25 protein-coding genes are annotated in these 25,371 nt (G+C 68.0%); 7 read left to right on the forward strand and 18 right to left on the reverse strand.

Annotated features, from left to right (window positions below):
• The first annotated feature begins 71 nt into the window (after positions 1 to 71).
• Positions 72 to 1,481, forward strand: a complete 1,410-nt coding sequence (locus GGR47_RS14900; protein ID WP_147035781.1) for a hypothetical protein — start codon at positions 72 to 74, stop codon at positions 1,479 to 1,481.
• Positions 1,478 to 2,197 carry a polysaccharide deacetylase family protein gene (locus GGR47_RS14905; protein ID WP_147035780.1) on the forward strand — a complete coding sequence of 240 codons (720 nt, stop codon included), beginning with the start codon at positions 1,478 to 1,480 and terminating at the stop codon, positions 2,195 to 2,197. The genes GGR47_RS14900 and GGR47_RS14905 overlap by 4 nt, the downstream gene beginning before the upstream one ends.
• A 358-nt stretch (positions 2,198 to 2,555) precedes the next feature.
• Here the strand turns inward: GGR47_RS14905 and GGR47_RS14910 are convergent, their stop codons facing one another.
• The 3 genes from GGR47_RS14910 to GGR47_RS14920 are packed head-to-tail and all read right to left on the reverse strand — an operon-like array spanning position 2,556 to position 5,218.
• A complete protein-coding gene (locus GGR47_RS14910) occupies positions 2,556 to 3,740 on the reverse strand; it encodes a glycosyltransferase (protein ID WP_017980646.1) in 1,185 nt (394 codons plus the stop codon).
• A 3-nt stretch (positions 3,741 to 3,743) separates the two neighbouring features.
• Positions 3,744 to 4,277, reverse strand: coding sequence for a DUF2141 domain-containing protein (locus GGR47_RS14915; protein WP_017980645.1), 534 nt, complete (start codon positions 4,275 to 4,277; stop codon positions 3,744 to 3,746).
• Positions 4,274 to 5,218, reverse strand: a complete 945-nt coding sequence (locus GGR47_RS14920) for a hypothetical protein (protein WP_147035779.1) — start codon at positions 5,216 to 5,218, stop codon at positions 4,274 to 4,276. The genes GGR47_RS14915 and GGR47_RS14920 overlap by 4 nt, the downstream gene beginning before the upstream one ends.
• Positions 5,219 to 5,331: 113 nt before the next feature.
• On the opposite strand from GGR47_RS14920, the gene GGR47_RS14925 reads away from it, so the two are divergent.
• Positions 5,332 to 6,474 (forward strand): glycosyltransferase, encoded by a 1,143-nt coding sequence (locus tag GGR47_RS14925; RefSeq protein WP_147035778.1) that lies wholly within the window; start codon positions 5,332 to 5,334, stop codon positions 6,472 to 6,474.
• Between the two features lie 6 nt (positions 6,475 to 6,480).
• On the opposite strand, the gene GGR47_RS14930 is transcribed toward GGR47_RS14925, so the two are convergent.
• The 5 genes from GGR47_RS14930 to pyrE form a co-directional block, all read right to left on the reverse strand.
• Positions 6,481 to 7,545, reverse strand: coding sequence for an AI-2E family transporter (locus GGR47_RS14930; protein ID WP_147035777.1), 1,065 nt, complete (start codon positions 7,543 to 7,545; stop codon positions 6,481 to 6,483).
• Positions 7,546 to 7,561: 16 nt separating this feature from the next.
• Positions 7,562 to 8,515 (reverse strand): signal peptidase I, encoded by a 954-nt coding sequence (lepB, locus tag GGR47_RS14935; protein ID WP_052814250.1) that lies wholly within the window; start codon positions 8,513 to 8,515, stop codon positions 7,562 to 7,564.
• Entirely contained in the window at positions 8,512 to 8,922 is a 411-nt protein-coding gene (gene acpS / locus GGR47_RS14940) for a holo-ACP synthase (protein ID WP_147035800.1), read from the reverse strand. Before acpS ends, lepB begins: the two co-directional genes overlap by 4 nt.
• Positions 8,923 to 9,075: 153 nt before the next feature.
• Complete coding sequence (locus tag GGR47_RS14945) at positions 9,076 to 9,807, reverse strand: pyridoxine 5'-phosphate synthase (RefSeq protein WP_147037290.1); 732 nt, start codon at positions 9,805 to 9,807, stop codon at positions 9,076 to 9,078.
• Positions 9,804 to 10,385 (reverse strand): orotate phosphoribosyltransferase, encoded by a 582-nt coding sequence (gene pyrE, locus GGR47_RS14950; protein WP_147037291.1) that lies wholly within the window; start codon positions 10,383 to 10,385, stop codon positions 9,804 to 9,806. The genes GGR47_RS14945 and pyrE overlap by 4 nt, the downstream gene beginning before the upstream one ends.
• Before the next feature lie 208 nt (positions 10,386 to 10,593).
• Here pyrE and coxB point away from each other — a divergent pair, with 208 nt between their 5' ends.
• The 4 genes from coxB to GGR47_RS14970 all read left to right on the forward strand — a co-directional run bounded on the left by coxB (position 10,594) and on the right by GGR47_RS14970 (position 17,023).
• Positions 10,594 to 11,751 (forward strand): cytochrome c oxidase subunit II, encoded by a 1,158-nt coding sequence (gene coxB, locus GGR47_RS14955; protein WP_147037292.1) that lies wholly within the window; start codon positions 10,594 to 10,596, stop codon positions 11,749 to 11,751.
• Between the two features lies 1 nt (position 11,752).
• Complete coding sequence (gene ctaD / locus GGR47_RS14960; RefSeq protein WP_147037293.1) at positions 11,753 to 13,414, forward strand: cytochrome c oxidase subunit I; 1,662 nt, start codon at positions 11,753 to 11,755, stop codon at positions 13,412 to 13,414.
• Between the two features lie 469 nt (positions 13,415 to 13,883).
• Positions 13,884 to 15,632 (forward strand): DUF1800 domain-containing protein, encoded by a 1,749-nt coding sequence (locus GGR47_RS14965; protein WP_246343080.1) that lies wholly within the window; start codon positions 13,884 to 13,886, stop codon positions 15,630 to 15,632.
• 5 nt (positions 15,633 to 15,637) lie between these two features.
• Positions 15,638 to 17,023 carry a DUF1501 domain-containing protein gene (locus GGR47_RS14970; protein WP_147035036.1) on the forward strand — a complete coding sequence of 462 codons (1,386 nt, stop codon included), beginning with the start codon at positions 15,638 to 15,640 and terminating at the stop codon, positions 17,021 to 17,023.
• 3 nt (positions 17,024 to 17,026) lie between these two features.
• On the opposite strand, the gene GGR47_RS14975 is transcribed toward GGR47_RS14970, so the two are convergent.
• The 10 genes from GGR47_RS14975 to GGR47_RS15020 form a co-directional block, all read right to left on the reverse strand.
• Positions 17,027 to 17,728, reverse strand: coding sequence for a GIN domain-containing protein (locus GGR47_RS14975; RefSeq protein WP_147035037.1), 702 nt, complete (start codon positions 17,726 to 17,728; stop codon positions 17,027 to 17,029).
• Positions 17,729 to 17,772: 44 nt separating this feature from the next.
• Entirely contained in the window at positions 17,773 to 18,498 is a 726-nt protein-coding gene (locus GGR47_RS14980; protein WP_147035038.1) for a head GIN domain-containing protein, read from the reverse strand.
• Between the two features lie 66 nt (positions 18,499 to 18,564).
• Complete coding sequence (locus tag GGR47_RS14985) at positions 18,565 to 19,293, reverse strand: GIN domain-containing protein (RefSeq protein ID WP_244304948.1); 729 nt, start codon at positions 19,291 to 19,293, stop codon at positions 18,565 to 18,567.
• 147 nt (positions 19,294 to 19,440) lie between these two features.
• Positions 19,441 to 19,974, reverse strand: coding sequence for a CarD family transcriptional regulator (locus GGR47_RS14990; RefSeq protein WP_017980630.1), 534 nt, complete (start codon positions 19,972 to 19,974; stop codon positions 19,441 to 19,443).
• Between the two features lie 209 nt (positions 19,975 to 20,183).
• The gene (gene fdxA, locus GGR47_RS14995; protein ID WP_017980629.1) at positions 20,184 to 20,525 is read right to left on the reverse strand and encodes a ferredoxin FdxA; all 342 of its coding nucleotides are present in this window, start codon (positions 20,523 to 20,525) and stop codon (positions 20,184 to 20,186) included.
• Positions 20,526 to 20,627: 102 nt separating this feature from the next.
• Positions 20,628 to 20,921 carry an RNA-binding S4 domain-containing protein gene (locus GGR47_RS15000; RefSeq protein WP_147035040.1) on the reverse strand — a complete coding sequence of 98 codons (294 nt, stop codon included), beginning with the start codon at positions 20,919 to 20,921 and terminating at the stop codon, positions 20,628 to 20,630.
• Complete coding sequence (locus tag GGR47_RS15005) at positions 20,914 to 23,388, reverse strand: helicase-related protein (RefSeq protein WP_147035041.1); 2,475 nt, start codon at positions 23,386 to 23,388, stop codon at positions 20,914 to 20,916. Before GGR47_RS15005 ends, GGR47_RS15000 begins: the two co-directional genes overlap by 8 nt.
• A gap of 58 nt (positions 23,389 to 23,446) precedes the next feature.
• A complete protein-coding gene (locus GGR47_RS15010; protein WP_082049335.1) occupies positions 23,447 to 23,623 on the reverse strand; it encodes a Trm112 family protein in 177 nt (58 codons plus the stop codon).
• On the reverse strand, positions 23,620 to 24,246 hold the full coding sequence (locus tag GGR47_RS15015; protein WP_043061143.1) for an LON peptidase substrate-binding domain-containing protein: 627 nt from the start codon (positions 24,244 to 24,246) through the stop codon (positions 23,620 to 23,622). The genes GGR47_RS15010 and GGR47_RS15015 overlap by 4 nt, the downstream gene beginning before the upstream one ends.
• Positions 24,243 to 25,151, reverse strand: coding sequence for a tetratricopeptide repeat protein (locus GGR47_RS15020; protein ID WP_371859726.1), 909 nt, complete (start codon positions 25,149 to 25,151; stop codon positions 24,243 to 24,245). Before GGR47_RS15020 ends, GGR47_RS15015 begins: the two co-directional genes overlap by 4 nt.
• Positions 25,152 to 25,371: the final 220 nt, after the last annotated feature.

Here is a 25,371-nt window from a genome sequence, read left to right on the forward strand (position 1 = left end):
CGCCCCCCTCCGTCACCGCTATCGCGGCGCCACCTCCCCCTGGCGGGGGAGGAATGATAACGGGGCGGCCCATGCCACTGCTTACCAACCCTCGTTTGCGGCTGCCCCTGCTGATCCTCGTCGCGATCGCGGCACGGGCGCTGACGTTCGGCAATCCGGTCGTCCACGTCGACGAGGAATTCTATTATTTTACCGGCACCGCGCTGTGGCACGGCCTGCTGCCGTTCGTGGATGTATGGGACCGAAAGCCCGTCGGCCTGTTCCTGCTCTACGCCCTCCCCGCCGGGCTCGGCTTTCCCGCCGGCATCTGGGCCTATCAGGCGATGGCGCTCGCCAGCCTGATCGCCACCGCGGCGCTCGTCGCCCGCCTTGCGACCTGCGCCGGATTCGCCGCCGGCGCCACCGCGAGCGCGCTCGCGTATGTCCTCTGGTTCGACCTGCTCGGCGGACAGGGCGGGCAGTCGCCGGTCTTCTACAATCTGCTGATGATCGGCGCCGCGCTGTTGGCACTGCACGGCACGCGGCGCGCCGGCCTCGCGGCGATGGCGCTGGTCGGCGTTGCGCTGCAGATCAAATATTCGGTCGTATTCGAGGGGCTGTTCCTCGGCCTGTGGCTGCTCGCCGACGACTGGCGCGCGCGCAAAAGCCTAGCCGGCTTGATCGGATACGGCATCGCTTTGGTCGCCCTCGCGATGCTACCCACCGCGCTCGCCGCCGTCGCTTATGCGGCGATCGGCCAATGGGACGCCTTCGTCTACGCCAATTTCCTGTCCATCTTCCACCGTAACCCCGATCCGCTCGGCGAACTCGCCGGCAATCTCGGCCAGATCGTCCTCGTCATCTCGCCCATCGTCGCGATCGCCAGTCTGGCGCTGCACCGGAACGCGATGACGCGCGCGCGCCGCTTCGTCGCACTCTGGCTCGCGGTGTCGATCGCCGGCGTGATCGTGTTCCGGCCGTGGTTCGACCATTACAGCCTGCCCGTCCTGTTGCCCGCCTGTGCCGCGGCGGCGGGCCTGCTGGGGCGCGACGACTGGCAGCGCTGGCGCACACCCGCCCTGCTGCTGACCGCCGCGCTCGCCGGGCAGATCACGCTCGTCATCCAGCGCCTGGAGCGGGGCGAAGCGCGCGAGTTCGCGGCCCTCAGCGCCGCGGTCGGGCGCGGGACGGGATGCCTGTGGGTCTATTCGGGCAGCACGATGCTGTACGTCTCGACCGCACGCTGCGCGCCGTCGCGCTATATCGTGCCGAGCCACCTCGCCCGCACGCGCGAAGCCGGCGCCACCGGCATCGATCAGCAGAGCGAAATCCGCCGCATCCTCGCCGCTCGTCCCGCCGTCGTCGTCATGCGCCCGCCCTATGGCGGCGAACGGCCCGAAGCCCGCGCGGCGGTGATGGCGGCGATGGCCGCCGACTATGCCCTCGCCGCCGCGCTGCCGATGGGCAACGAGACGATCAGCGTCTATAAACGGCTGCGATGAAACGCCTGTTCGCCTCGATCCATGACGTCTCGCCCCGCTTCGAGGGTGAGGTCGACCGCCTGCTCGACCATCTCGCACCCCATGTCGGCCGGCGCCTCGCGATGCTGGTGGTGCCGGACCATTGGTCGAGCGCGCCGATCACGCCGGCCTTCGCAACACGCCTGCGTGGCTGGGCGGACGAGGGCATCGAGATGTTCGTCCACGGCTGGACGCACCGCGACGACAGCGCCCACACCGGCGCCGCCGCGTCGCTGAAGGCGAAGCATATGACCGCGGGCGAGGGCGAGTTTCTGGGCCTCAGCCATGCCGAGGCGCTGATCCGCATGCGCCGCGGCAAGGCGTTGGTCGAGGACATCACCGGCCGCGCCACCACCGGCTTTATCGCGCCGGCCTGGCTGTATTCGCAGGGCGCGCGCGCGGCGCTGAAGGACGCCGGCTTCGCGTTGGCGGAGGATCATGCGCGCGTCTGGCAGCCCGGCGGCGAGGTCGTCGCCCGCGGGCCGGTCATCACCTGGGCGAGCCGCAGCCGGCCGCGGCAGTTGAGTTCGCTGTTCGCCGCGGGAGCTCTGCGGCATGTGCTGCAGCCGACCAGAAATGTGCGCATCGCGGTACATCCGGGCGACACGACCGTCCCGGCACTGATGCGCAGCATCACGACGACCTTCGCGGCATTCGGGGGGCACAAGCCGGCCGCTTATGCGGAATTGCTAGGCTAAACTCACCTCCGTCACCCCGGACTTGGTCCGGGGTCCACCAAGCCGCAAGGGGATGGCAAGAGGCTCGAACCGCCCCCCTCGCCGCAGAGTGAGTCCGGGGTGACGGAGAAAGAAGACCGCCTGCTCAGGCGCCAAATGCGAGCCAGCGCCCTTGGCGATCACGTCGTACTGATCCAGCATGCAAGGCATAAGTCCGCGATCCACACGGATCGTCTGACGAACCCTCGCCCCACCCACCCCGTCACCCCGGACTTGGTCCGGGGTCCACCGGGCCGCAAGGGGGTGGCAAGAGGCTCAAAACGTCCCCCTCGCCGCGGAGTGGACCCCGGAACAAGTCCGGGGTGACGTGGGAGAAGCCTCAAGCGCTGCGCCGCATCCCGTCCTTGCGCGCGATCACGTCGGCGTAGTGCGCGACCAGCTCGGCGGCATGCTGCTCGTCGGTGCGCACCTTGCCCGCCGCGACGCCGGCCGCGCGGCGCACCACGGCGCGGTCGCGCGCCAGCATCCGCAAAATCGCGTCGGCGCACGAATGCGCGTCGCGCTGGGCATAGACCTCCGCGAACAGCGGCTCGGCGATCTCCGCGGTGCCGCCGCCATCGGGCACGATCAGCGGCGTGCCGCTCGCCAGCGCCTCGGCGGGCACCAGCCCGAACGTCTCCGTCCCGCAGCCGTGGATATAGGCGTCCGCGCTCGCCATGATCGTCGCGAGGCGGCGGCGGTCGTAGACCGGGCGGAACAGGCGGATGTGCGGGTTGGCGCCGATGTGCCGTTCCAGCGTCTTGGTATCCATGCCCTGGCCCAGGATGACGAGGCCGACCGGCGCCTGCGTGCCGACGCGGCGCACCGCGTCGATCACCGTCGGCCAGCGCTTTTCGGGATGGTGCCGCCCGACGCCGAGCAGCAGGTGTGCGTCCGCCGGCAGCCCGCATTGCTGGAGCAGCGCGACGCGCAGCGCCTCGTCACGCAAGCTGGGTGAGAAATGCGCCCGCTCGATCCCCAGCGGCATCGTCGCATCGACGCGCACGCCGCGCGCGCCCAATTGCTTGGTCAGCGACGGGCCGTTGGTGACGATCGTGTCGTACTGATCGAAACAATGCGTCAGATAGCGATCGTACCACGAAAACGCCCGCTCGATCCGCGGTGCGGAGGCAAAGGTCTTGAGCCAGCGCTTCGGATAGGCTTCGACATTGTCGTTGTGCAGGAAGAAGGATCGGATCGCCCGCCCCTTCCACTGCGCGACGATCCAGGCCGAGCGCCATGGCGAGCAATTCTCGACGACGTCGGGGTCCAGCGCATCGAGCCGACGGTGGATCGGCTCGGCATCCCAGAACAGGCCGTAATTGGCGTCGAACGGCATGCCCGGCGCCTTGATATAATGGATCGCGCCGCCGCCGGGTCGTTCCTCGATCCGGTCCTCGCGACCGGGGGCGAGCACGATCAGCTCATGCCCCATCGACGCCAGCACCTCGATCTTGCGATCGATATAGGTGCGTACGCCGCCGCCGGTCGGCGAGTAGATCTCGTTGACGTCGACGATCCGCATCGCTCAGTCGCCCTTGACCGGCCCGAACCCGCCCAGGCCGCGCAGATATTGCATGCGGACGGTCCGTTCCACGGTGCCGCCGCCGACATCGATGATCGCCTGGTCCACCTTTGGCCGCGACATGCCGAGCTTCCCCGTGCCGACGAAGCCGGCACCGTCCTGGAAGAAGTTGAACTTGTTCTTGCCGTCGCGGTCGTGCGTGACGAGCAGCGCATAGCGGCCGGGGCGCGGCACGCGGATGCAGACGTTGACCGGGCCGCTGCCCGGCGTGTTCGCCCAGACGCGGCGGAAGGTCTTGCCCTCGGCGACGAGATTGTCGTCGTCCTTCAGGAAATCCGCCTCGGTTGCCGGATACAGCTCCAGCTTGATACGGCCTTTGCGGTCCTTCAGGCCCGTCACCTGCACCAGGATCGCCGACCCGCCGCCGGCGCTGCACGCCGCGGCATCGCTGCCCAGCACCTGCGCGCCGGCCGGCGTTGCCGCCATCAGCAGTGCCGCGGCGAGGATCGCGCGCTTGGTCATATCCGGCGTCTTCATACCCGTTTCCTGGTCGCGAGATGGTAAAGGCTGAACCCCAACACAAGCACCGCGTGCAGCAGCAGCACGGCGGCGGCGGTGAAGGCGATCAACTCCGACAAGGCCTGATCTTGCCCGATCATCAGGATCGCAAAATTGGCGAAAAGGAGGTCCTTGTTGGGCAGCAAAGGCAGGCGAGAGAACAGCATACGCCCCGCCGACAGGAACACCCAGATGCCGAGCGGCACGCTGGGCATCGCCAGCGCCCAGGCCAGCGCCAGGAAGAACGCCCCGCCGACGAGGCGCAGGCAGTGGATCCCGAACACCGCCCACAGATCGGCGCGCGGCAGCGAGAACACCTTCCGCGAAAAGATCAGGAAGGGCAGCGACGTGCCGAAGATCACCGCGAGGCTGCCGTAGACGTAACGGACCATGTCGTGCGGGATCAGGTTGCGCCCGACCGGCAGTGCGATCGCGATCATCGCCAGCGTCACCGCATTGCCGGCGATCGCCGACAGGATCGACACGTCCTTCACCGCCCCGAACGGCGCCGCGACCAGCTGCGCGCGCTGGCGCGCCCAGGCGTAGAAATAGGCCTCGCCCGAATAGCCCATGACGACGTCGTTCGAGATGCGCTTCTTGTTCAACGCAACGAAGCCCGCCGCAGGGATCCGCCACAGCCGGTAGAAGATCCAGTAATCCGCAAGCGGCGGGATGAAATACAGCGCCAGAAACGCCAGATAGAACCACGGGCTGTGCGGCGTCGCCCGCTCGAGACCGTCCAGCCCCGAGCTCAGCAGCTCGTGCGCGAGACCGCCGAGCATGGCGAGCGTCACCAGCCCGCCGATGATCGCCGGCCAGCGGCTGCGAATCGTCTTCAGGGGCTGCAGCCCGTCGATATCGGAGGAGGAGGACGGTTCGGTCTGGTCCTGGAACCCGTCTGCTTTATGATCGATCTGCACCCAGTGGTCCGAACATGAAGGTGGCGCGATGTAGCCGGCAGCGCGCCGACTTGCACATGAATTCCCTTTCACTGTCGTCTCGGGCAGCAATATGGCAAGAGGCGTAACGAACCATGGCCGCGACCCACATCCTCACCTATGCGCAGGACCTGGCCGGTGGCGGCGTCGAGCGCGCGCAATTGCGCCTTGCGCGCGGCTGGCTGGCCGCCGGACGTCGCGTCACGCTCGCGATCGGCGATGCCAGCGGACCACTGGCGTCCGAAATTCCACCCGGGCTGGAGATCGTGCCGCTCGGCAATCGCGGCTATCTGACGCAGGCGCGAATCGCCGACTGGGTCCGCAAACATGACCCCGATGTCATTTTCTGTGGGGGTAGCCATTACACCTTGGTCGCGGCCTGGCTGCGCTGGCGGCTGGGTGCGGACTGCCCGCCGATCGTCGGGAAATTGTCCAATGCCGTGACGCGCGGCGACCATGGCCGCGTCGCGGATGCCGCGCATCGGCTGTGGCTGGCGCAGCATGGCCGGTTCCTCGACCATCTCGTCGCGATGACGCCCGCCACCGCGGCGCAGGCCGCGCGCCTTACCGGCATGCAGCGGCGCACCAGCGTGATCCCCAACCCGCCCGCACCGCGGATCGTCGATCCCACCGCGCCGGCAATCCCCCTGCCGCCGGGCCGCGTCGTGCTGGGCGTCGGCCGCCTGGTGCCGCAGAAGCGCTGGGACCGGCTGATCGCCGCCCTGCCGCTGATGCCCGAGGACGTGCAGGTCGTGATCCTGGGTGAAGGCGAGTTGCGCGGGGCGCTGGAGCGGCAGGCGCGCGAGGCGGGTCTGGCGAACCGCGTCCACCTGCCCGGCCATGTCGCGGATCCGATCGCAGCGATGGCGGCGGCCCGCGTGCTCGCGCTGCCCTCCGATTACGAAGGCGTACCGGGGGTCTTACGCGAATCGCTGTCGGTGGGGACGCCGGTCGTATCGACCGCGTGCAGCCCGTCGGTACGCGAGATCGTGTCCTCGCCCACGTTCGGCACGGTGGTAGCGGCGGACGACCCCACTGTCTTCGCCGCGGCGCTGACCCGCTGGCTCGATGCGCCGCGCCCCGATCCGGTCGCGCAGCCGGGCAGCGATTCGGCCGACCGCTATCTCATGCTGTTCGATCGACTGGCGGGCGAAGTCCGCGCCAGCCAGAAGGCGCGGCGCGGGGCCTATGCCGGCGCTGGCACCTTACCCGTGCCGGCGACGCAGCCGCTGTCCTGACCAGCGTCAGCCCTCGGCGCCGTCGTCCCGCTCCGATTCGCGTTCGGCGCTGCGCTCCAGCGCGGTCTTGACCATTGCGGTCATCGGGTCGGCCAGCGCCAGCCCCAGAATGCCGAACAGCGCGCTCGCCATGATCTGTGCGCCCAGCGTCAGCGCCGGCGGCAGGTCGACGGTCTTCTTCGCGACGATCGGCAGCAGCACATAGCCGTCGAACCCCTGTACGATCACATAGGTGCCGATCGCCCAGAAGCCGACATGCGTGCCCGCCGAAAAGCCCACCGCGATCATCAGCGCGCCGCTGATGAAGGCCCCGATATTGGGGATGAAGGCGAGCAGGCCGGTGAGGATACCGAGGATCATCGCCATCGGCACGCCGCCGATCGCCAGTGCGGTGCCGGTCAGCACGCCTTCCGCGACCATGCCGAGCAGGCGCCCGGCGAGCAGGCGACGCAGCGTCTTGCCCATCCGTTCCAGCACGGTCGCGAACTCGGCGCGATGATCGCGCGGCACCATCCATTCCAGCCCGCGCTGGTAGGTGCGCGGGTCCATCGCGACGAACAGGCCGATGACGATGATCATGAACATCGTCGTCAGCGCACCGAAGGCGGTGCCGACCCACGAGGTGATCCGCCCGACCGACGACAACGCCTGTTTGGCGATGCCGCTGACGTCGGACGCGCCGGGCATCAGCCCTTGCGAACTCAGCCAGCTCGCCGCGCGATTCGCCTGCGTTTCCAGCGTCGAGCGCAGCTGCCCGAATTGGTCGGCGACCTGCACGCCGGTGAGGTAGAAGGTGCCGATCAGGAAGGCGATCGTCAGCAGCACGACGATCAGCAGTCGCCAGCCACGCCCGATCGGAAGCACCTTGCCGAGCAGCCGCACGCCGCCGTCGAGCAGCGCCGCAAAGACGAGGCCGGCGAAGATGATCAGCAGCGGCTGCACCAGGATCACCGCCAGCGCGATCGCGCCGGCGAGGCCCAACCAGACGGTCGCGCGCTTCAGCTCACGCCGGACGAACGGATCGCGCAGCTCATTGGGGCTGGCCTCCCGCGTGAGCGGCGCGTCCGTCATCGTGATGGTCCTTGCGTCAGTGGGTCTGGGCGGGATGGAGCGACAGGCCAGCCCGGCCCGAGCGCAGCGATCCCCACCAGGTCAGCGGGTTGAGCGTTGCATCGCCGTCGAGGCTGAAGGTCAGGAATTCCGCACGGCCGCCGAGATTCTCATACGGCACCGGCCCGCCCAGACCCAATTGGGTCAGCGGGAAACGGCTGTCCGCCGAGCGATCGCGGTTGTCGCCCATCAGGAAGACATGGTTGGCCGGAATGGTCACCGGGCCATAATTGTCGCCGGGGCTGTCGGGTTCCAGATCGACGGTGTCGTAATGGCGGCCGTTCGGCAGCGTCTCGGTGACGATCGGCAGGTGGCATACCTCGCCCTTGCCCCCCGGCGCCGGGCGCTTGGCACCGTAATAATCGGTTTCGCTGCACGGGCTGTTGGTGTCGACCGGAATGTCGACATAGTGGAGCGGCCCGCGTTTGATCGGCTTGCCGTTCAGGATCACCGTGCCGCCACGCACCGCCAGCGTATCGCCGGGCAGGCCGATGACGCGCTTGATGTAATCGTTCTGCGTACCCGGCGGCGTGACGATGACGACATCGCCGCGCGTCGGCAGGCTGCCGAACAGGCGGCCGTGGATGAATGGCAAGCCGACGCTCCAGCTTTCCTCAGGCCGGCGCAGCACCAGCCCCTTGAAGATCGCGACCGGGTTGGGAATCGTCGGCGAGACGAACGACCAGCCATAGGCGAATTTCGACACCACCAGCCGGTCGCCGACCCGCAGCCCCGGCAGCATCGACTCGCTCGGGATGTAAAACGGCTTGGCGACGAAGCTGTGGAAGCCGAGCACGATCAGGACGAGCCAGAAGATGCCCTTTACCTCGCCCCACCAGTCGGTCGTCTTCTTGGGCGACGCCTCGGCAGGCGGCGGCACTACCGTCCCGTTCTGAGCGGACTCGTTACCGTCCAACACCGCTTCCTTCATGCTCTGGGGTCCGGGATCGCCTCGATGATCACAAAGGCCTGCGCCCAGGGATGATCGTCGGTCAGGGTCAGATGTATCTGCGCGAGGTGGCCCTCGGGGATCATGGCGTCAAGCCTGTCCTTCGCACCGCCGGTGAGGCTGAGCGTCGGCGCACCGGAGGGGGCGTTGACGACGCCGATGTCCTTCATGAACACGCCCGCCTTGAAGCCCGTGCCGACCGCCTTCGAAAACGCTTCTTTCGCGGCGAAGCGCTTGGCGAGCGTGCCGGCCTTGGTGAACGGCCGCTTCGCGGCCCGCGCGCGCTCGGCATCGGTGAAGACGCGGGTTTCGAAGCGATCCCCGAACCGGTCGAGCGACTGCTGGATGCGCTCGATATTACACAGGTCGGAGCCCAGGCCGACGATCACCAGTCCGCCCCCGCGCAGCGGGGGAGGGGGACCGCTCGCCGCAGGCGAGTGGTGGAGGGGGCGGCGGCGCAGCCGCCGTTCCACGGCGGCCCCCCTCCACCATGCTGCGCATGGTCCCCCTCCCCCGCTAAAGCGAGGGAGGAGTTGCGACCCTCACCCACGCGCGGCATCCATGTCCTCGCGCATCCGCCGCACGGCGCCGTCGAGGCCGACGAACAGCGCCTCGCCGATCAGAAAATGGCCGATGTTGAGCTCGCGCACCTGCGGGATCGCCGCAATGGGCCCGACATTGTCGAAGGTCAGGCCATGACCCGCGTGCACCTCGATCCCGTTCTTCGCCGCCAGCGCCGCGGCGTCGGACAGGCGGCGCAGTTCGGCGGTGCGCGCTTCGCCGTCCAGTTCGGCGTAGCGGCCGGTGTGCAGCTCGACGACCGGCGCGCCGAGGCGGATCGCCGCATCGATCTGTGCCGCGTCGGGCTCGATGAACAGAGAGACTCGCACCCCCGCCTCGCTCAATTGCGCGACGATGGGCGACAGGCGCTCGAACTGCCCGGCGGCGTCGATCCCGCCCTCGGTCGTCCGCTCCTCGCGCTTCTCGGGCACGATGCACGCCGCGTGCGGGCGATGCTTCAGCGCGATCGCGAGCATCTCGTCGGTGGCCGCCATCTCCAGGTTGAGCGGCACGGTCAGGCCGGTCGCCAGCCGCGCGATATCGTCGTCGGTGATGTGGCGGCGATCCTCACGCAGATGCGCGGTAATGCCGTCCGCCCCCGCCTCGACCGCCAGCAGCGCCGCCCGCACCGGATCGGGATACCCCGACCCGCGCGCATTGCGCACCGTCGCGACGTGATCGATATTCACCCCAAGCCGCAGGTCGCTGGTCATGCCGCGCGGCTCCCCGGCTTGATCGCGGGGATCGCTTCCAGTTCGGGCGGCAAGGCGTCGGGCTGATAAGTCGGCACGTCGAGCCGGATCAGCGGGAAGAAGGGTACGTCGAACGCCGCCTTGCCACCCGACCGGTCGACCAGCGAGGCCATGGCGATCACGCGCCCGCCCGCCGCCTCGATCGCGGCGATTGCCTCGCGGCTCGACAGGCCCGTGGTGACGACGTCCTCCATCATCAGCACCTCCTGGCCCGGCTCCAGGCGGAAGCCGCGACGCAGTTCGAACGTACCGGTGGGACGTTCGACGAACATCGCCTCGACACCCAGCGCGCGTGCCATCTCATGGCCGGCGATCACGCCGCCCATCGCGGGGCTGACGACCGCGCTGATCCGCGCCTTCAGTTCGGCGGGCATGCGCTGCACCAGCGCGTCGGACAGGCGGGCGCCGCGGCGCGGGTCCATCAGCACGCGCGCGCATTGCAGGTAGCGCGAGCTGCGCAGGCCCGACGACAGGATGAAATGCCCTTCGAGCAGCGCGTCCGCGGCGCGGAATTCGGCCAGCACGTCGTCGTCGGTCATCGTCATTCGTCCCGCACAGGAAACCGTATCGTCGGCGCTCATAGGTACTCCGTCCCGGCCCCTCAAGCGCCCGGCCACCATAAACATGGGGGTAACGCTTGAGGCGGGGCGCCCTGCCGCGTATAGCCCCGGCAAAAGGGGTGCATTCGTGTGCCCATAACGGCCCGTTGCCGGGCGGGCGAGGGAACTGAACGGGGTGACGACACGCATGCGCATGAGGTTCAAGGGAATCGTGCTGGCCGCAGGGCTGGCGCTGACCGGCCTGGGGGCGAGCGCCGTGGCGCAGGCCCCCGCGTCGCCCGCTCCGCAAGGGGCCGCCGCCCCCGCGGGCGTGTCCAATATCGCCCCCACCACCGCCAACGCGACCGCGCCAGCGGTGCCGGAATCGCCCGCGCTCGCGATGGACGGCGCACCGGTGATGACCGCCAAGCCCGGCGTCGGCCACCCGGTCGCCGGCCGCATCGGCTTGCAGCCGCAGGTGACGACCAATGGGCAGTTCGCCCACTGGTTCCACGATTCGATCCTGCTGCCGCTGATCATCTTGATCAGCCTGCTGGTGCTGGTGCTGCTGATCTGGGTCGTGATCCGCTATCGCCGCGCCGCCAATCCGATCCCGTCGAAGACCAGCCACAACACCGCGATCGAGGTGATCTGGACGCTGGCGCCGGTTATCATCCTGGTGCTGATCGCCGTGCCGTCGATCGGTCTGCTGCAGGCGCAGTTCAAGCCGGCTCCGGCGGGCGCGGTGACGCTGAAGGCGATCGGCAACCAATGGTATTGGTCGTATCAATACCCGGATAACGGCGGGTTCGAAGTCACCGCCAACATGCTGAAGGAAAAGGACCAGGTCGCCAAGGGCGAGCGGTTCCGCACCGATGCCGACGGTCCCCGCCTGCTCGCGGTCGACAATCGCATCGTGCTCCCCGTGGGCGTGCCGATCCGCCTGATCACCACCTCGCAGGACGTGATCCACAGCTGGGCGGTCCCCGCCTTCTGGATCAAGCTGGACGCGGTGCCCGGCCGCCTCAACGAGACGAGCTTCACGATCAAGGAACCCGGCCTGTACTTCGGCCAGTGCTCCGAATTGTGCGGCGCGCGCCACGCCTTCATGCCGATCGCCGTCGAGGCGGTGTCGCCCGCGCAGTTCGCCGCGTGGGTGAAGGCCAAGGGCGGCACGATGCCCGGCACCAAGGCGCCGTCGGACAAGGTGATCCCGCAGCCGGGCGCCGAGGGTTCGGCGACCAAGCAGGCGGAAGCCAAGGCCGCCGACGCCGTCACCGGCCCGGTCACCAACGCGACGACCGCCGCCCCCACCACCTCGCAGGGTGCGACCGGCAACCCGGCCACCGGCAACGCGGGACAGTAAGATGACCGATACCGCCCTTCACCCCGACGCCTTCGTCGCGCACGACGATCACGCGCACCACGACGCGGACCACAAGCCGGGCTTCTTCGCCCGCTGGTTCATGTCGACCAACCACAAGGACATCGGCACGCTGTACCTGATCTTCGCGATCGTCGCGGGGATCATCGGCGGCGCGATTTCCGGCCTGATGCGCGCCGAGCTCGCGCAGCCGGGCATCCAGTATCTGGTCGGCTGGGCGAACTTCCTGCCCGGCGGCGACGGCGGCCTCGACCACGCGCTCCATCTCTGGAACGTCCTGATCACCGCGCACGGCCTGATCATGGTGTTCTTCATGGTCATGCCGGCGATGATCGGCGGCTTCGGCAACTGGTTCGTGCCGATCATGATCGGTGCGCCCGACATGGCCTTCCCGCGGATGAACAACGTCAGCTTCTGGCTGCTCATCCCGGCATTCACGCTGTTGCTTGCCTCGCCCTTCTTCGGCGGCGCCGGCACCGGCTGGACGGTCTATGCCCCGCTGTCGACCTATGGCGAGCCCGGACCGTCGGTGGACATGGCGATCCTGTCGCTCCACCTCGCCGGCGCAAGCTCGATTTTGGGCGCAATCAACTTCATCACCACCATCTTCAACATGCGCGCACCCGGCATGACGCTGCACAAAATGCCGCTGTTCGTATGGTCGGTGCTGGTCACCGCCTTCCTGCTGCTGCTCTCGCTGCCGGTGCTCGCCGCGGCGATCACGATGCTGCTGACCGATCGCAACTTCGGCACGACCTTCTTCGATCCGGCCGGCGGTGGTGACCCGATCCTGTACCAGCATCTGTTCTGGTTCTTTGGCCACCCCGAAGTGTACATCATGATCCTGCCGGGCTTCGGCATCGTGAGCCAGATCATCGCGACGTTCAGCCGCAAGCCCGTCTTCGGCTATCTCGGCATGGCCTACGCCATGGTCGCGATCGGCGTCGTCGGCTTCGTCGTGTGGGCGCACCACATGTTCGTCACCGGCCTCAGCGTGAACGTGAAGATGTACTTCACCGCCGCGACGATGGTGATCGCGGTACCGACCGGCATCAAGATCTTCAGCTGGATCGCGACGATGTGGGGCGGCTCGCTGACCTTCAAGACGCCGATGGTCTGGGCGATCGGCTTCATCTTCATGTTCACCGTCGGCGGCGTCACCGGCGTCGTGCTCGCCAACGGCGGCATCGACGATTACATGCAGGACACCTATTACGTGGTGGCGCACTTCCACTACGTGCTCAGCCTGGGCGCCGTGTTCGGCCTGTTCGCCGGCTTCTACTACTGGTTCCCGAAGATGTTCGGGAAGATGTACAACGAGTTCCTCGGCCAGGCGCACTTCTGGGTGTTCTTCGTCGGTGTGAACGTGCTGTTCTTCCCGATGCACTTCCTGGGCCTGCAGGGCATGCCGCGTCGCTATCCGGACTATCCGGATGCCTATGCGACCTACAATGCGCTGGCGACGCACGGCTATGAGATCATGGCCGCCGGCATGGCGATCTTCTTCGTCAACGTGATCTATTCGCTGATCGCGGGTCCTAAGGCGCCGGACAATCCCTGGGGCGAAGGTGCGACGACGCTGGAATGGACGCTGTCCTCGCCGCCGCCGTACCACCAGTTCGAGACGCTGCCGAAGATCGACTAAGGGGTTGAGGCGGATAGCCGATGGCTGTCCGCCGGTGCGATCAGCCGACCGCACGGCCCCGCCCGGCCGACGCGACACCGCCGCGATCGATCCCCGCCTCCGCGGGGACAGGCTACGGGATTTACTCCCGTGACGGGCCAGCGATGAAAGACGAAGCCCCGGAGCGCTCCTCCGGGGCTTTTCTTTTGCCGACCGGTCTCATTGGATTTGGCGTGCGGGGGACAGGATGGGAAAGCATCCCCCCGCGGCGCAGTGGACCCCGGAACACGTCCAGGGAGACGACGTGGGTGGGGCGAGCCGTACCAGCCATTCCTTCGGTTTGTTACGCGTACGACCAATCCGGCCCTGTATGCGCCGACTTGAGGCCACACCCTGCTTATCCGTTAACACTTTGACACGTATGATGTCAGCGTCTTCGATACGTCGGCAGGTGGGTGCCGCCGTCGCGGGGGTGGGGACCGACAATCATATGCTGGACGCGGAACGGGCGGGCGCGGGGGCGCCGCCGGAAGACGTGGGCGACACCGGAGCGGGCGATGCGCCGACGCTGCCGATCGCCCTGGGCGAAGCGACGGGCGCTTCCGCCGCGCTGAAGATCGGCAGCGCGATCGCGCCCGCGGTGCTGCTTGCGGCCTGCGGTGGCGGAGGTGGCGGATCGACACCGACGCCGACCGCATCGACGCCCGTCGTCGTCACGCCCGCCGCGATCAGCGCGACGCAAGCAAGCCGCTTCCTCGCGCAGACCACGATGGGGGCGACGCGCGCGATGATCGATACGGTCATCAGCCGCCGCTACGAAGGCTGGATCGACGACCAGTTCGCCTCGCCGCGCGCGACGTCGCATTGGGACTGGCTGAATGCCAACGGCTATAACGTCGCCGCCAACATCAACATCGAAACCGGCTTCGACGCGACGATGTGGCGGCAGATGATCGTCGAGCCCGATCAGCTGCGCCAGCGGATCGGCATGGCGCTGCTCGACATGCTCGTCGTCGGCATCGGCGGCGTAAACCTCAACTGGAAACAGTTCGCCACCGCGGCGTATGTCGACGTGCTGCTGGACAATGCGTTCGGCAATTACCGCACGCTGATGGGCGCGATCACCACCAATGCGGCAATGGGATCGTTCCTCACCTTCCTGGGCAACCGCAAGGCGAATGCAACCACTGGCGCGCAGCCCGACGAGAATTACGCGCGCGAGCTGATGCAGCTGTTCACGCTGGGCCTCTACCAGCTCAACATGGACGGCAGCGTGAAGACGAACGGCGGCACCCCGCTGGAAACCTATGGCCCGGCCGACGTCAGCGGACTGGCGCGCGTGTTTACCGGCCTCAGCCTGGCGAGCAACGTCAACACGACGCCCGATCGCTATCGCCAGCCGCTGGTGATGAATGCGTCGATCAACGAAACGGGCAGCGCCACCTTCCTCGGCGCCACCGTCAGCGGCGGCGGCATGGCTGCGGTGGACAAGGCGCTCGACACGATCTTCGCGCATCCCAACCTGCCGCCGTTCGTATCGAAGCAGCTGATCCAGCGCCTCGTCACCAGCAACCCCAGCCCCGCCTATGTCGGCCGCGTCGCATCGGTTTTCGCCAACAACGGCTCGGGCACGCGCGGCGACCTGAAGGCTGTGATCAAGGCCATTCTGCTCGATACCGAGGCGCGCAGCGACGACGCGTTGACCGGCCCCACCGCCGGCAAATTGCGCGAGCCGGTGATGCGGCTCACCGCCTGGGCACGGCTCGCCAAGATCAACTCCGCATCGAACGCCTGGGCGTTCGGCGACACGTCCAGCCAATCCACGCGGCTCGCCCAATCGATGGGACGCAGCGGATCGGTCTTCAATTTCTTCCGTCCCGGCTATGCGCCACCTGCCACCGGGATCAGCAACGCCGGCCTCGTCGCGCCCGAATTCCAGATCACCAACGAACAGAGCGTCGTCGCCTACGTCAACTACATGCAGGGCCTGGTCGCCAACGGCACCGGCGACATGAAGCCCGATTACAGCGATCTGACCGCCAAGGCGTCCGACAGCGCGGCATTGGTCGACGAGATCAACCTTGTGCTGGCCGCCGGCCAGCTGAGCAGCGCCACCATCACCGCGATCCGGGCGGCGGTGGACAGCGTCGCGACGACCGCGACCAACGCCGCGACCAACCGCGTCGGCATCGCCCTGCTGCTGACGCTCGCCTCCCCCGACTTCCTGACGCAGCGGTGAGCATCATGGACACGACCCGCGATTCCTCCCGCCGCGCCTTCCTGAAGCGCTCCGCCGCTTTGGGGCTTGCCGGCGTCGCCACACCCTTCGTCACCAGCCTCGCCGCGATCGGCGAAGCCGCGGCGGCGACCGCGACGGACTATAAGGCGCTGGTCTGCGTCTTCCTGTACGGCGGCATGGACTATGCCAACACGCTCGCCGCCTATGATTCGGACAGCTATGCCAAATATCTGGCGGCGCGATCGAACATCGCGCTGACCCGCGAATCACTTGCCGGTACGTTGCTCAATCCGGCGACCGGCCTGCCCAACGGCCGGCAATATGCGCTGGCGCCGACGATGGGATCGCTGCTGCCGCTGTTCGATGCAGGCAAGCTCGCGGTGACGCTCAACGTCGGCACGCTGGTGCAGCCGACGACGAAGGCGCAATATCAGGCGAACAGCGTCAAGTTGCCGCCCAAGCTGTTCAGCCACAACGACCAGCAAAGCTATTTCCAGGCGTCCAACCCCGAAGGCGCGACCAGCGGCTGGGGCGGACGGATGGGCGACCTGTTCCAGTCGGGCAATGGCGCAGCGACGCTGACCTGCATCAATGCCAGCGGCAATGCGGTGTACCTGACCGGCAAGTCGGCGGTGCAATATGCCATCGGCACCGGCGGCCCGATCGCGCTGCTCAACAATGCGACGTCGCTCTACGGGTCGACGGCCGCGGCGGCGACGCTGCGCAGTCTGATGACCGGCAGCACCGGCAATCTGTTTGCCGACGAACATGCCCGCGTCTCGAAGCGCGCGCTCGACACCTATTCGCAGGTCACCAGCGCGCTCGCCGGAGCGCCGGCCAGCGGCTTCTCGCTATTCCCCGGCAACAATGGCCTTGCCGACCAGCTGAAGATGGTCGCGCGCCTGATCGCCGTCTCGTCGCAGCTGGGGGCGAAGCGGCAGGTGTTCTTCGTGTCGATCGGCGGGTTCGATTTGCACGACAATCTGGTCGCGCAGCATCCCGGGCTGATGGGCAAGGTCGCCGACGCGATGCGCGCCTTCTACGACACCACCGTCGCACTGGGCGTCGCGGATCAGGTGACGAGCTTCACCGCATCCGATTTCGGACGGACGTTGCAGTCGAACGACGACGGGTCGGACCATGGCTGGGGCAGCCATCATTTCGTGCTGGGCGGTGCGGTGAAGGGCCGGCGCTTCTATGGTACTCCGCCGGCGATCGGCAACAACACCGCCGATGACGTGGGACAGGGCCGTCTGCTGCCGACGATCTCGGTCGACCAATATGCCGCCACGCTGGCGAACTGGTTCGGGGTCAGCGGCGGGAACATGACGACGGTGCTGCCCAATATGGGCAATTACAATGCGTCGAGCTGGAACCTGGGCTTCGTCTGACGTTCAGCCGCAGGTGACCGGGGCGCCGGCCGGCGCGACGACGCGGCACTTCGGCCGGCCGGCGACCTCGACCGTGCCAAGGCCGGTGCTCGTCACCTGCGCGGTATAGCGCGCCTGCGCCCGCACGGTCCCGGGTCCGTCGAGACGAACGACCACGTCGCCCGCATCGAGGGCGCGTGCATCAATCGTCCCCGATCCGCCGTCGAACAGCCGCGCGGCGCCGACGCGGCCGGCGAGCGTGATCTGCCCATCACCCACCTGCTGCGCGGCGAGGCTATCGCCATCGACCGACGCCGCGCCGATCGTTGCCGCGCCCATTGCGGCAAGATCGATGCTGGCGCCCTTCAGCTGGGCGGCCGAGACTTTGCTCGCCCCCGTCACGCTGATCGCGCTTAACCGCGGCGTCGACAACAGGATGCGCAGCGGCGTGGTGGGACGCGCCCGATCCTGCTCGGTCCAGGTGCCAGCGCGCGCGGTCCGGATCGTCAGCGTCGATCCCTCGACGCGGATGTCGACGTCGCCGATCGCGCCATCATCGCCCACCACCGTCGCATCAGGCGATCCCGTCGTGACGGTCACGTCGAAGGCGCCAAACACCCGCAACCGATCGAAGCTGCCGATCGACACGCGCCGCTCCCCCGCGCTCGCCGCCGATGGCAGCGCGAGGGACGACAGAACCAGCAGGGCGGAAACGGGACGGATCATGGTCGCAGCCTCGCACCGCCGTCACGCGGCGGCAAGGGCCTGCGTTATCGGCCGCAGCGGACCGAACCCGATCCCTTCTTCGACACATCGCACTGCGCCGCCGCGCCCAGATCGACGTTGCCCGATCCCATCAGCTCCACCTTCGCCCGGCCGCTGACCGCGGCGCGGACGTTGCCCGATCCGGCGACGGTCACGTCCGCCTCGCCGACGCGCAGACCCGCCGCATCGAGGCTGCCCGATCCCATGACGTTGGCCTCCAGTCGCTTGATCGCTCCCCCGGCGCGCAACGTACCCGCACCGGCAATATTCACCTCGGCGGCATCGGTGGTCAGGGCGGCGATGTTGAGATCGCCCGATCCGGCGATATTCGCCTCGAACGTCGTGCCCTCGATCCGGTCGACCGTCATCGTGCCGGATCCAACGATATTGGCTTCGGACAGGCGCGGCAGCGTCACGAAGACCTTTACGCCCTTGCCGCCGCCGAAGCCGAACACACGCTTCTGGCGCCCGATCACGAGGTCGCGGCCATCACGCGCGATGCGCAACGTGTCGAGTTCGTCCGCCGGCCCCTCGGCGCGCACGGAAAAGGCGGTGCCGGCGCGCACGTCGACATCGTCTGCACCCGCCACCGCGATCCGGTCGAACCCCTCCACCGCATAGGTACGCGTCGGGCCGCTGCCGCTCGCGGACACGGCGTTGCCCTCGTCGCTGCCGACCGAGCAGGCGGTCAGCGATGCCGCTCCCATCAACGCGATTGCAATCCGGTGCATGGCCTGTCCCCTCTATGTGTATTGCTGCATTAATACACATAGAGGGGCATCGCAAGTCGTCTGCGGTCAGTTGCCGCAGCGCACCCGCCCGCCGCCGACCTTGCTGACCGTGCAGCGCGCCTGCGGCCCCAGATCGACCATGCCGCTGCCCGCCATCGACACCTGCGCGGGACCGCTGACGGTGGCACGGACCGTGCCCGACCCGCCGACGGATACCTGTGCGTTGGAGGCGCGCAGACCGGCAGCGGCGATCCCGCCCGACCCGCCGACATTGGCCTCCAGCGTGCCCACCGTTCCTGCGGCCGAGATCATCCCCGATCCGCCGACGTTGAATTCGGCGGTCCGCGCATCGAGCGCGTCGATGCGCAGCGATCCCGATCCGCCGACGCCGGCCGAAAACCGGTCACCGCCCGCGCGATCGGCATTCAGGCTGCCCGATCCGCCGACACTGGCGGCGCGGAGTGCGGGCATGGTGACGTGGACGACGATCTGCCGCTCCATCGCGCTGCTCTCGCGCTCGTCATACCGCCGTCCGACGACCAGCGCCGATCCATCGCGCGCGATGCGGAAATTGACGAACGCCGCCGCCGGCCCCTCCGCCCGCACGCTATAGCCATTGCCGATATGGACGACGACACGTTCCGACCCGCCCAGCCGGATCGCATCGAAATCGCGCACCGGATAGACCATCGCCTCACCCTGCCGCTGCCCGGCGATACCGGGGCCATGGTCACGTTCCGCGGCGATCGCAGCGGTGGCGACGAGCGGGATCAGGGCAAGCGCGAGATAGTTCATGGCGGGCATCCTATCGAGGTGTGGCCGGATGCTAGCGTATCGCCTACAGATGTAAACACCAGATCGTTTGGAGAAGGCGCGACCGGCCAAACGAAAAAGGGCGGCCCGTTGCGGGGCCGCCCTCTTCGATGGCACGAGGCGAACGGCTTACGCCGGCACCTTGTCCTTGTTGTAGATCGCCGCGGCGGCGCGCAGGATGTCGAGGATCTTTTCCTGCGCCTTCAGCTCGTCCACCTCTTCCATCGCGGCGAGTTCGCGCGCGAGGCGGCTGCACGCCGCTTCGAAGATCTGCCGTTCCGAATAGCTCTGCTCGGGCTGGTCGTCGGCACGGAACAGGTCGCGGACCACTTCGGCGATCGACGCGAGGTCGCCCGAATTGATCTTCGCTTCATATTCCTGCGCGCGGCGCGACCACATGGTGCGCTTGACCTTGGGCTTGCCCTTCAGCGTTTCCATCGCTTCGCGCATCGTCTTGTCCGACGACAGCTTGCGCATGCCGACCGACTCGGCCTTGTTGGTGGGGACGCGGAGCGTCATGCGCTCTTTTTCGAAGCGGAGCACGTACAGCTCCAGGCTGGTTCCGGCGATCTCCTGCTTCTGCAGTTCGATCACACGGCCGACGCCGTGCTTGGGATAAACAACGTAATCACCGACATCGAAGGACAATGCCTTGGCAGCCATGAACGGGCCTTTCTAAGGTCACATCGCTCGCGTGAACGGTCCGTGGCGGAAAACCGCTGGGCAGGACCGACGAGGATGGTTGGTACGAGTGTCTCCTGATCGGGCATGACTCATCCTGCCCGTCGTGGACCCATTTAACACACTCGCAACAAAATTACCAGCGCGGTTGAGTCGCTTAGCTTCGCTCAACCCACTGGAATCACGCAACCTCAGTCGCCGGCACCCGGCTCGGGCGAGAAGAATTTGTCGTACTTGCCCTCGACACCCTTCATCGCGTCCGCGTCGGGCGGCGTCTGGTCCAGCTTGCGCGTGACGTTGGGCCATTGCGCGGAGAAGGTCGTGTTGAGCTCCAGCCACTGTTCCAGGCCGCTCTCGGTATCGGGCAGGATCGCCTCGGCCGGGCATTCGGGTTCGCACACGCCGCAGTCGATGCACTCGCTGGGGTTGATGACGAGCATGTTCTCGCCTTCGTAGAAGCAGTCCACCGGACACACCTCGACGCAGTCCATATACTTGCAGCGGATGCAGGCATCGGTGACGACGTAGGTCATGGGGCTTCCTTGCGGCCTTGGGCGATCGATCTCCGCCCTGTGAACCAGGGGACGAAGAACGGGGTACGAACGCGAGGCTGCTATGCCGCGTTCCGGCTCACGTCAATCGATCGCGGATGTCTGCGATACGTTCGCAACCAGTTCCTGGTAGCAACCTTGCGCTTCGGGTGCCGGTCCACGGCGCAGCGGCAGTGCCTCGATGCGCAGCACGCGGACGCGCCCCTGATGTGCGAAGGTCAGGATATTGCCGACGCGCACCGGCGCCGCGCTGCGCCCCACCGGCCGGCCGTCGATGCGCAAACGCCCCTCGCACGCGATCGCCTGCGCCGCCTCGCGCGTCTTGGCGAGCCGCACGAACCACAGGAAGCGGTCGAGCCGCATCGTCGCGTCAGCCATGCCCGCTCCATCCCGCGAGTGCCGCAAAGGCACCGGTCGCAGGCGGTGCGGGCCGCGCCTCACGCCGGACCGTGCGGCGCCCCTGCCAAATCCACGTCGGTGCCTCGCTGCCGCGCACGCTGCGAAAGCCCAGCTCTGCCATCAGCCGTTCGAACGTCGCCGGCTCGACGCCCATCGAAATGCCGAGCGCCGGATCGGGCGCGAAGGGCTTCCTGCCCTGTCGCGCGTCATGCGCCGCACGCGCGATCCGCTCGACGAGATCGAGCCGCACCGCCTGTGCGCCCAGCGGCCGAAAGCCACTGACGACCTGCGCCCCCGGGCTGCCACGTGCCAGCACGCTCGCGCCTTCGCGTGGCAGCACCGGCGCCGGCCCCCGCACGCCGAGCAGCGCCGCCCGCCAGCGCGCCGCGCCGGGCTTGAGCAATCGCGCATCGAACAGGTCGAGCGCGCCGATCGTCACCCCCGCCTTGCGCAACCGCTTGCGTTCGTCGGGCGACAGGCCGTCCACCGCCTCGCGCAAGGCAATCCGGGGGGCGAGCCCGCCGGCCGCCTCCAGCTCTCCGGCCACGACGCGCAAGGCTGGCGTCGCCTGCGGATCGCGCGCCATATCGGCCAGCGCGATCAGCGCCGGCACGTGGCGGCGGAGCATCGCGTCGAACCAGCGCACCAGCCGCGCCTGGACCGCCTCACGCTGCGGCTTGACGAGGCAATCGAGATCGCGCTCCAGCACCAGCTGCGGCCGCGCCAGCGAGCGCCCCGGCATCAGCTTGGCGACGCCATGCCCGTTCCAGACGATCATGCCGTCGACGAGGGTCAGCGCCGCATCTTCTGCCGCCGCCAGCGCCTCGCCCCGCCGACCGCGTTCGGTCACCAGCCGTTTTTCTGCCGCGGCGAGCAACAGCCGGCGATCCGCGGCCCGCGCGGCCGGATCGACGGTGAAACGGAAGCCATCGAGCCGCCCGATCGGATGATCCTCGACCAGCACCTCGCCTTCCGGCCCGATCGTCACGGGCAGTAGCGACGCATCGGCACCGATCTGACGGATCAGCGCGGTCGTGCGCTTGTCGACGAAGCGCTGCGTCAGGCTGGCGTGCAGCCCGTCGGACAGCCGTTCCTCGATCGCCTTGGCGCGATCGGCGCCCGCGGCGGGATCGGCGAGCCAGTCTGGGCGCTGCGCGATATAGGCCCAGCTGCGGATCGCCGCGATCCGCCCCGCGATCGTCTCGACATCGCCCGAAATCGTATCGAGCCGTGCCACCTCGTCGGCGAACCATTGATTGGGGACGACACCGCGCCCTTCGGACAGATAGGTGAAGACGCGCGACACGAAGCGCGCATGCGGATCGAGCCCCAGCTTGCGAAAATCGGGCAGGCCGCACGCCGCCCACAACCGCTTCACCATCGCCGGCGATCGCACCCGGTCGCGGACCCATGTCTCGTCCGCCAGCCGCTTCAGCACGGCAAGATCGGTCGCCTGCGGCGCGGCGAGCAGCACGCCCGGTTCGGGCCGCCGCTCCAGGCTGGCGATCAGCGCGTCGATGCTGGCGAAGTCCGGCTCGCCGTTGCGCCAATAGAGGTTGCCGATCGGGGGGAAGCGATGCTCCTCGATCGCGAACACCTCTTCTGGCAGGAACGCGCCCGGCCCCTCTTCGGTCACGCCACCGAACGTGCCGTCGCGCTGGTGCCGCCCGGCGCGGCCCGCGATCTGCGCCATCTCGGCGACGGTCAGCCGCCGGGTGCGGCGTCCATCGAACTTGTGCAGCCCGGCAAAGGCGACGTGCGCGACGTCCATGTTGAGGCCCATGCCGATCGCATCGGTCGCAACGAGATAATCGACCTCGCCCGCCTGGAACATCGCGACCTGCGCGTTGCGGGTGCGGGGGGACAGCGCGCCCATCACCACCGCCGCGCCGCCGCGCAGACGCCGCAGCATCTCGGCGACGGCATAGACCTCCTCCGCGCTGAACGCGACGATCGCGGAGCGCTTGGGCAAGCGGCTGATCTTCTTGGCGCCCGCATAGGTCAGCTTCGAAAAGCGCGGCCGCCCGATGATCTCGGCATCGGGCACCAACGCGCGGATCATCGGCCTGAGCGCTTCGGAGCCCAGGATCATTGTCTCCTCGCGCCCGCGCCGCCGCAGCAGCCGGTCGGTGAAGACGTGCCCGCGCTCCGGGTCGGTCCCCAGCTGCGCCTCGTCCAGCCCGACAAAGGCGACGTCGGTCTCCGGCATCGATTCGACCGTACACAAATGCCAGCGCGCGTTCGGCGGCACGATCTTTTCCTCGCCCGTCACCAGCGCGACATGATCGGCGCCCTTCAGCTTGACGACGCGGTCGTACACCTCGCGCGCCAGCAGGCGCAGCGGAAAGCCCATGATGCCGCTGGAGTGCGCGCACATCCGCTCGACGGCGAGATGGGTCTTGCCCGTGTTCGTGGGTCCGAGGACCGCCGTAACCGCCGCTTTCATGGCAACAACATCGTGCGTCGCGGGCCGGTGCGCAATGATGGAGATGAAGGCGGGCGGGCTACAGCCGCCGCGCCTCCTCGGGCAGCATCACCGGTACGCCGTCGCGGATCGGATAGGCGAGGCCCGCCGCTTCCGACACCAGTTCCTGCGCAGCCTCGTCATAGCGCAGCGGCTGGCGCGTCACCGGGCAGACCAGCCGTTCGAGCAGCCAGGGATCGAGTGGGGCGGCGCTCATTGCAGCGTCACCCGCTCGTCGCCGTCATGCCGGCCGAAGAACTGCATCAGCTGGATGATGAGCTCCGCGCGCGACTCGATATCCGACGCTTCGAGCAAGGCCTGCTTCGCCGCGGCGTCGAACGGCGCGATCTGCGCGATACCGTTGACCAGGCTTTCGTCGTCCAGCCGCCCCACCGCGTCCCAGTCGACCGCATAACCCTGCGCATCGGCAAAGCGGCGCGATTCCTGCTCCAGCGACGATCGACGGCCCAACGACAGCGTCTCGTCCGCGCGCACCGGCAGCAACTCCGCCTCGATCTGGCGGAACGGCGTCGTCACGTCGAGTTCGCGCAACACGCGGAACAGCGCGACGCCCTCCAGCACCAGATTGTAGCGGCCGTCGTCCAACGCCTCGACCTCGGCGATCTTGCCGACGCATCCGATGTCGTACAGCGCCGACCGCTCCTCGACCGTCGCCGGCATGGTCAGCGGCTGGATCATCCCGATCCGCCGGTCGCGCGCCATCGCATCCGACACCATCGCCCGATAGCGCGGCTCGAAGATGTGCAGCGGCAGGTGCATGCCCGGGAACAGCAGCGCCCCGGGCAGCGGAAAGATCGACAGGCGGGTCGCTTGCGTCATCCGAACAGGATCGCGGACAGGCGGCGACGCTGCGTGGACACCCAGGGGTCCATCAGGCCGACGACTTCGAACAGCTTGAGCAGCTGCTGACGCGCCGCGCCCTCGTTCCAGTCGCGGTCGGCGGCGATGATGTGGAGCAGATTGTCGGCGGCGGCATCGCGATCGCCCGCTGCCATCTGGGCGTTCGCCAGCGCGAAGCGGCGTTCGTGATCGTCGGGGTGCGCGGCGACCTCGGCGGCGAGGCCGGCGGTGTCCTCGCCCTGCGGCGCGCTTTGCGCGAGCGCGAGCGCCGCCTTGGCGCGCTCGATCCCGGCGTCCTTGATGTCGGCGGGCAGCGCGTCGATCGCGGCCTGTGCTTCATTGGTCTGCCCCGCCGCGACGAGCGCGCGAATGCGACCCGACAGGATGGCCGGATTGTCCGGCGCCATCTCGAACAGCTGGTCGAAGATCGACAACGCCCGCTCGGCATCGCCGCTCGCCAGCACATCCTCGCCCATCGCGATCAGCGGTTCGATCTCGGCGGCGGCATCGGCCGCCTCCGACTGGATCGGCAGCTGCTTGAGCAACTGATCCAGGATCGTGCGCAGCTGCGATTCGGTGCGCGCGCTGGTCAAATCGGCGACCAGCTGCCCCTGGAACATCGCATAGACGGTGGGGATCGACTTGATCTGGAATTGCGCGGCGATGAACTGGTTCTTGTCGGTATCGACCTTGGCCAGCACCACCCCCTTGTCGGCATAGGCCGCGGCGACCTTGTCCAGCACGGGCCCCAGCGCCTTGCACGGCCCGCACCATTCCGCCCAGAAATCGATGATGACGAGGGACGTCATCGACAGTTCGACGACGTCGCGGCGGAAATCCTCGACCGCCTGCTTGTCGGCTGGCGACAGTCCTAACGTGGCCACGTCTTGCTCCCTTCGTCCATTCTTGGCGCCCATGTGGGGCAGGCAAGCGCCGACGCCAAGGCTTTTGGTTGTGCGAATGGTCGCCCCACGCCTTTCGTCACCCCGGACTTGGTCCGGGGTCCACCGGGCCGCAAGGGGGCGGCAAGAGCCTCCGGACATCCCCCTCGCCGCAGAGTGGACCCCGGACCGAGTCCGGGGTGACGGAGGGGGTGGGGCAGCC

The sequence above is a fragment of the Sphingomonas aquatilis genome (assembly GCF_014196115.1).
Taxonomy (GTDB): Bacteria; Pseudomonadota; Alphaproteobacteria; order Sphingomonadales; family Sphingomonadaceae; genus Sphingomonas; species Sphingomonas aquatilis.

Bases quoted from the DNA above. Each gene is read 5' to 3' on its own strand.
- GGR47_RS14930 (WP_147035777.1), bottom strand. From the start codon at position 7,545: ATGACGGACGCGCCGCTCACGCGGGAGGCCAGCCCCAATGAGCTGCGC.
- GGR47_RS14915 (WP_017980645.1), bottom strand. From the start codon at position 4,277: ATGAAGACGCCGGATATGACCAAGCGCGCGATCCTCGCCGCGGCACTG.
- GGR47_RS14975 (WP_147035037.1), bottom strand. From the start codon at position 17,728: ATGATCCGTCCCGTTTCCGCCCTGCTGGTTCTGTCGTCCCTCGCGCTG.
- GGR47_RS14980 (WP_147035038.1), bottom strand. From the start codon at position 18,498: ATGCACCGGATTGCAATCGCGTTGATGGGAGCGGCATCGCTGACCGCC.
- GGR47_RS15000 (WP_147035040.1), bottom strand. From the start codon at position 20,921: ATGGCTGACGCGACGATGCGGCTCGACCGCTTCCTGTGGTTCGTGCGG.
- GGR47_RS15005 (WP_147035041.1), bottom strand. From the start codon at position 23,388: ATGAAAGCGGCGGTTACGGCGGTCCTCGGACCCACGAACACGGGCAAG.
- ctaD (WP_147037293.1), top strand. From the start codon at position 11,753: ATGACCGATACCGCCCTTCACCCCGACGCCTTCGTCGCGCACGACGAT.
- GGR47_RS14970 (WP_147035036.1), top strand. From the start codon at position 15,638: ATGGACACGACCCGCGATTCCTCCCGCCGCGCCTTCCTGAAGCGCTCC.
- GGR47_RS14900 (WP_147035781.1), top strand. From the start codon at position 72: ATGCCACTGCTTACCAACCCTCGTTTGCGGCTGCCCCTGCTGATCCTC.
- pyrE (WP_147037291.1), bottom strand. From the start codon at position 10,385: ATGACCGACGACGACGTGCTGGCCGAATTCCGCGCCGCGGACGCGCTG.
- coxB (WP_147037292.1), top strand. From the start codon at position 10,594: ATGCGCATGAGGTTCAAGGGAATCGTGCTGGCCGCAGGGCTGGCGCTG.
- GGR47_RS14910 (WP_017980646.1), bottom strand. From the start codon at position 3,740: ATGCGGATCGTCGACGTCAACGAGATCTACTCGCCGACCGGCGGCGGC.
- GGR47_RS14925 (WP_147035778.1), top strand. From the start codon at position 5,332: ATGGCCGCGACCCACATCCTCACCTATGCGCAGGACCTGGCCGGTGGC.
- GGR47_RS14945 (WP_147037290.1), bottom strand. From the start codon at position 9,807: ATGACCAGCGACCTGCGGCTTGGGGTGAATATCGATCACGTCGCGACG.
- GGR47_RS14990 (WP_017980630.1), bottom strand. From the start codon at position 19,974: ATGGCTGCCAAGGCATTGTCCTTCGATGTCGGTGATTACGTTGTTTAT.
- GGR47_RS14985 (WP_244304948.1), bottom strand. From the start codon at position 19,293: ATGAACTATCTCGCGCTTGCCCTGATCCCGCTCGTCGCCACCGCTGCG.
- fdxA (WP_017980629.1), bottom strand. From the start codon at position 20,525: ATGACCTACGTCGTCACCGATGCCTGCATCCGCTGCAAGTATATGGAC.
- GGR47_RS15010 (WP_082049335.1), bottom strand. From the start codon at position 23,623: ATGAGCGCCGCCCCACTCGATCCCTGGCTGCTCGAACGGCTGGTCTGC.
- GGR47_RS15015 (WP_043061143.1), bottom strand. From the start codon at position 24,246: ATGACGCAAGCGACCCGCCTGTCGATCTTTCCGCTGCCCGGGGCGCTG.
- lepB (WP_052814250.1), bottom strand. From the start codon at position 8,515: ATGAAGGAAGCGGTGTTGGACGGTAACGAGTCCGCTCAGAACGGGACG.
- GGR47_RS14905 (WP_147035780.1), top strand. From the start codon at position 1,478: ATGAAACGCCTGTTCGCCTCGATCCATGACGTCTCGCCCCGCTTCGAG.
- GGR47_RS14965 (WP_246343080.1), top strand. From the start codon at position 13,884: ATGCTGGACGCGGAACGGGCGGGCGCGGGGGCGCCGCCGGAAGACGTG.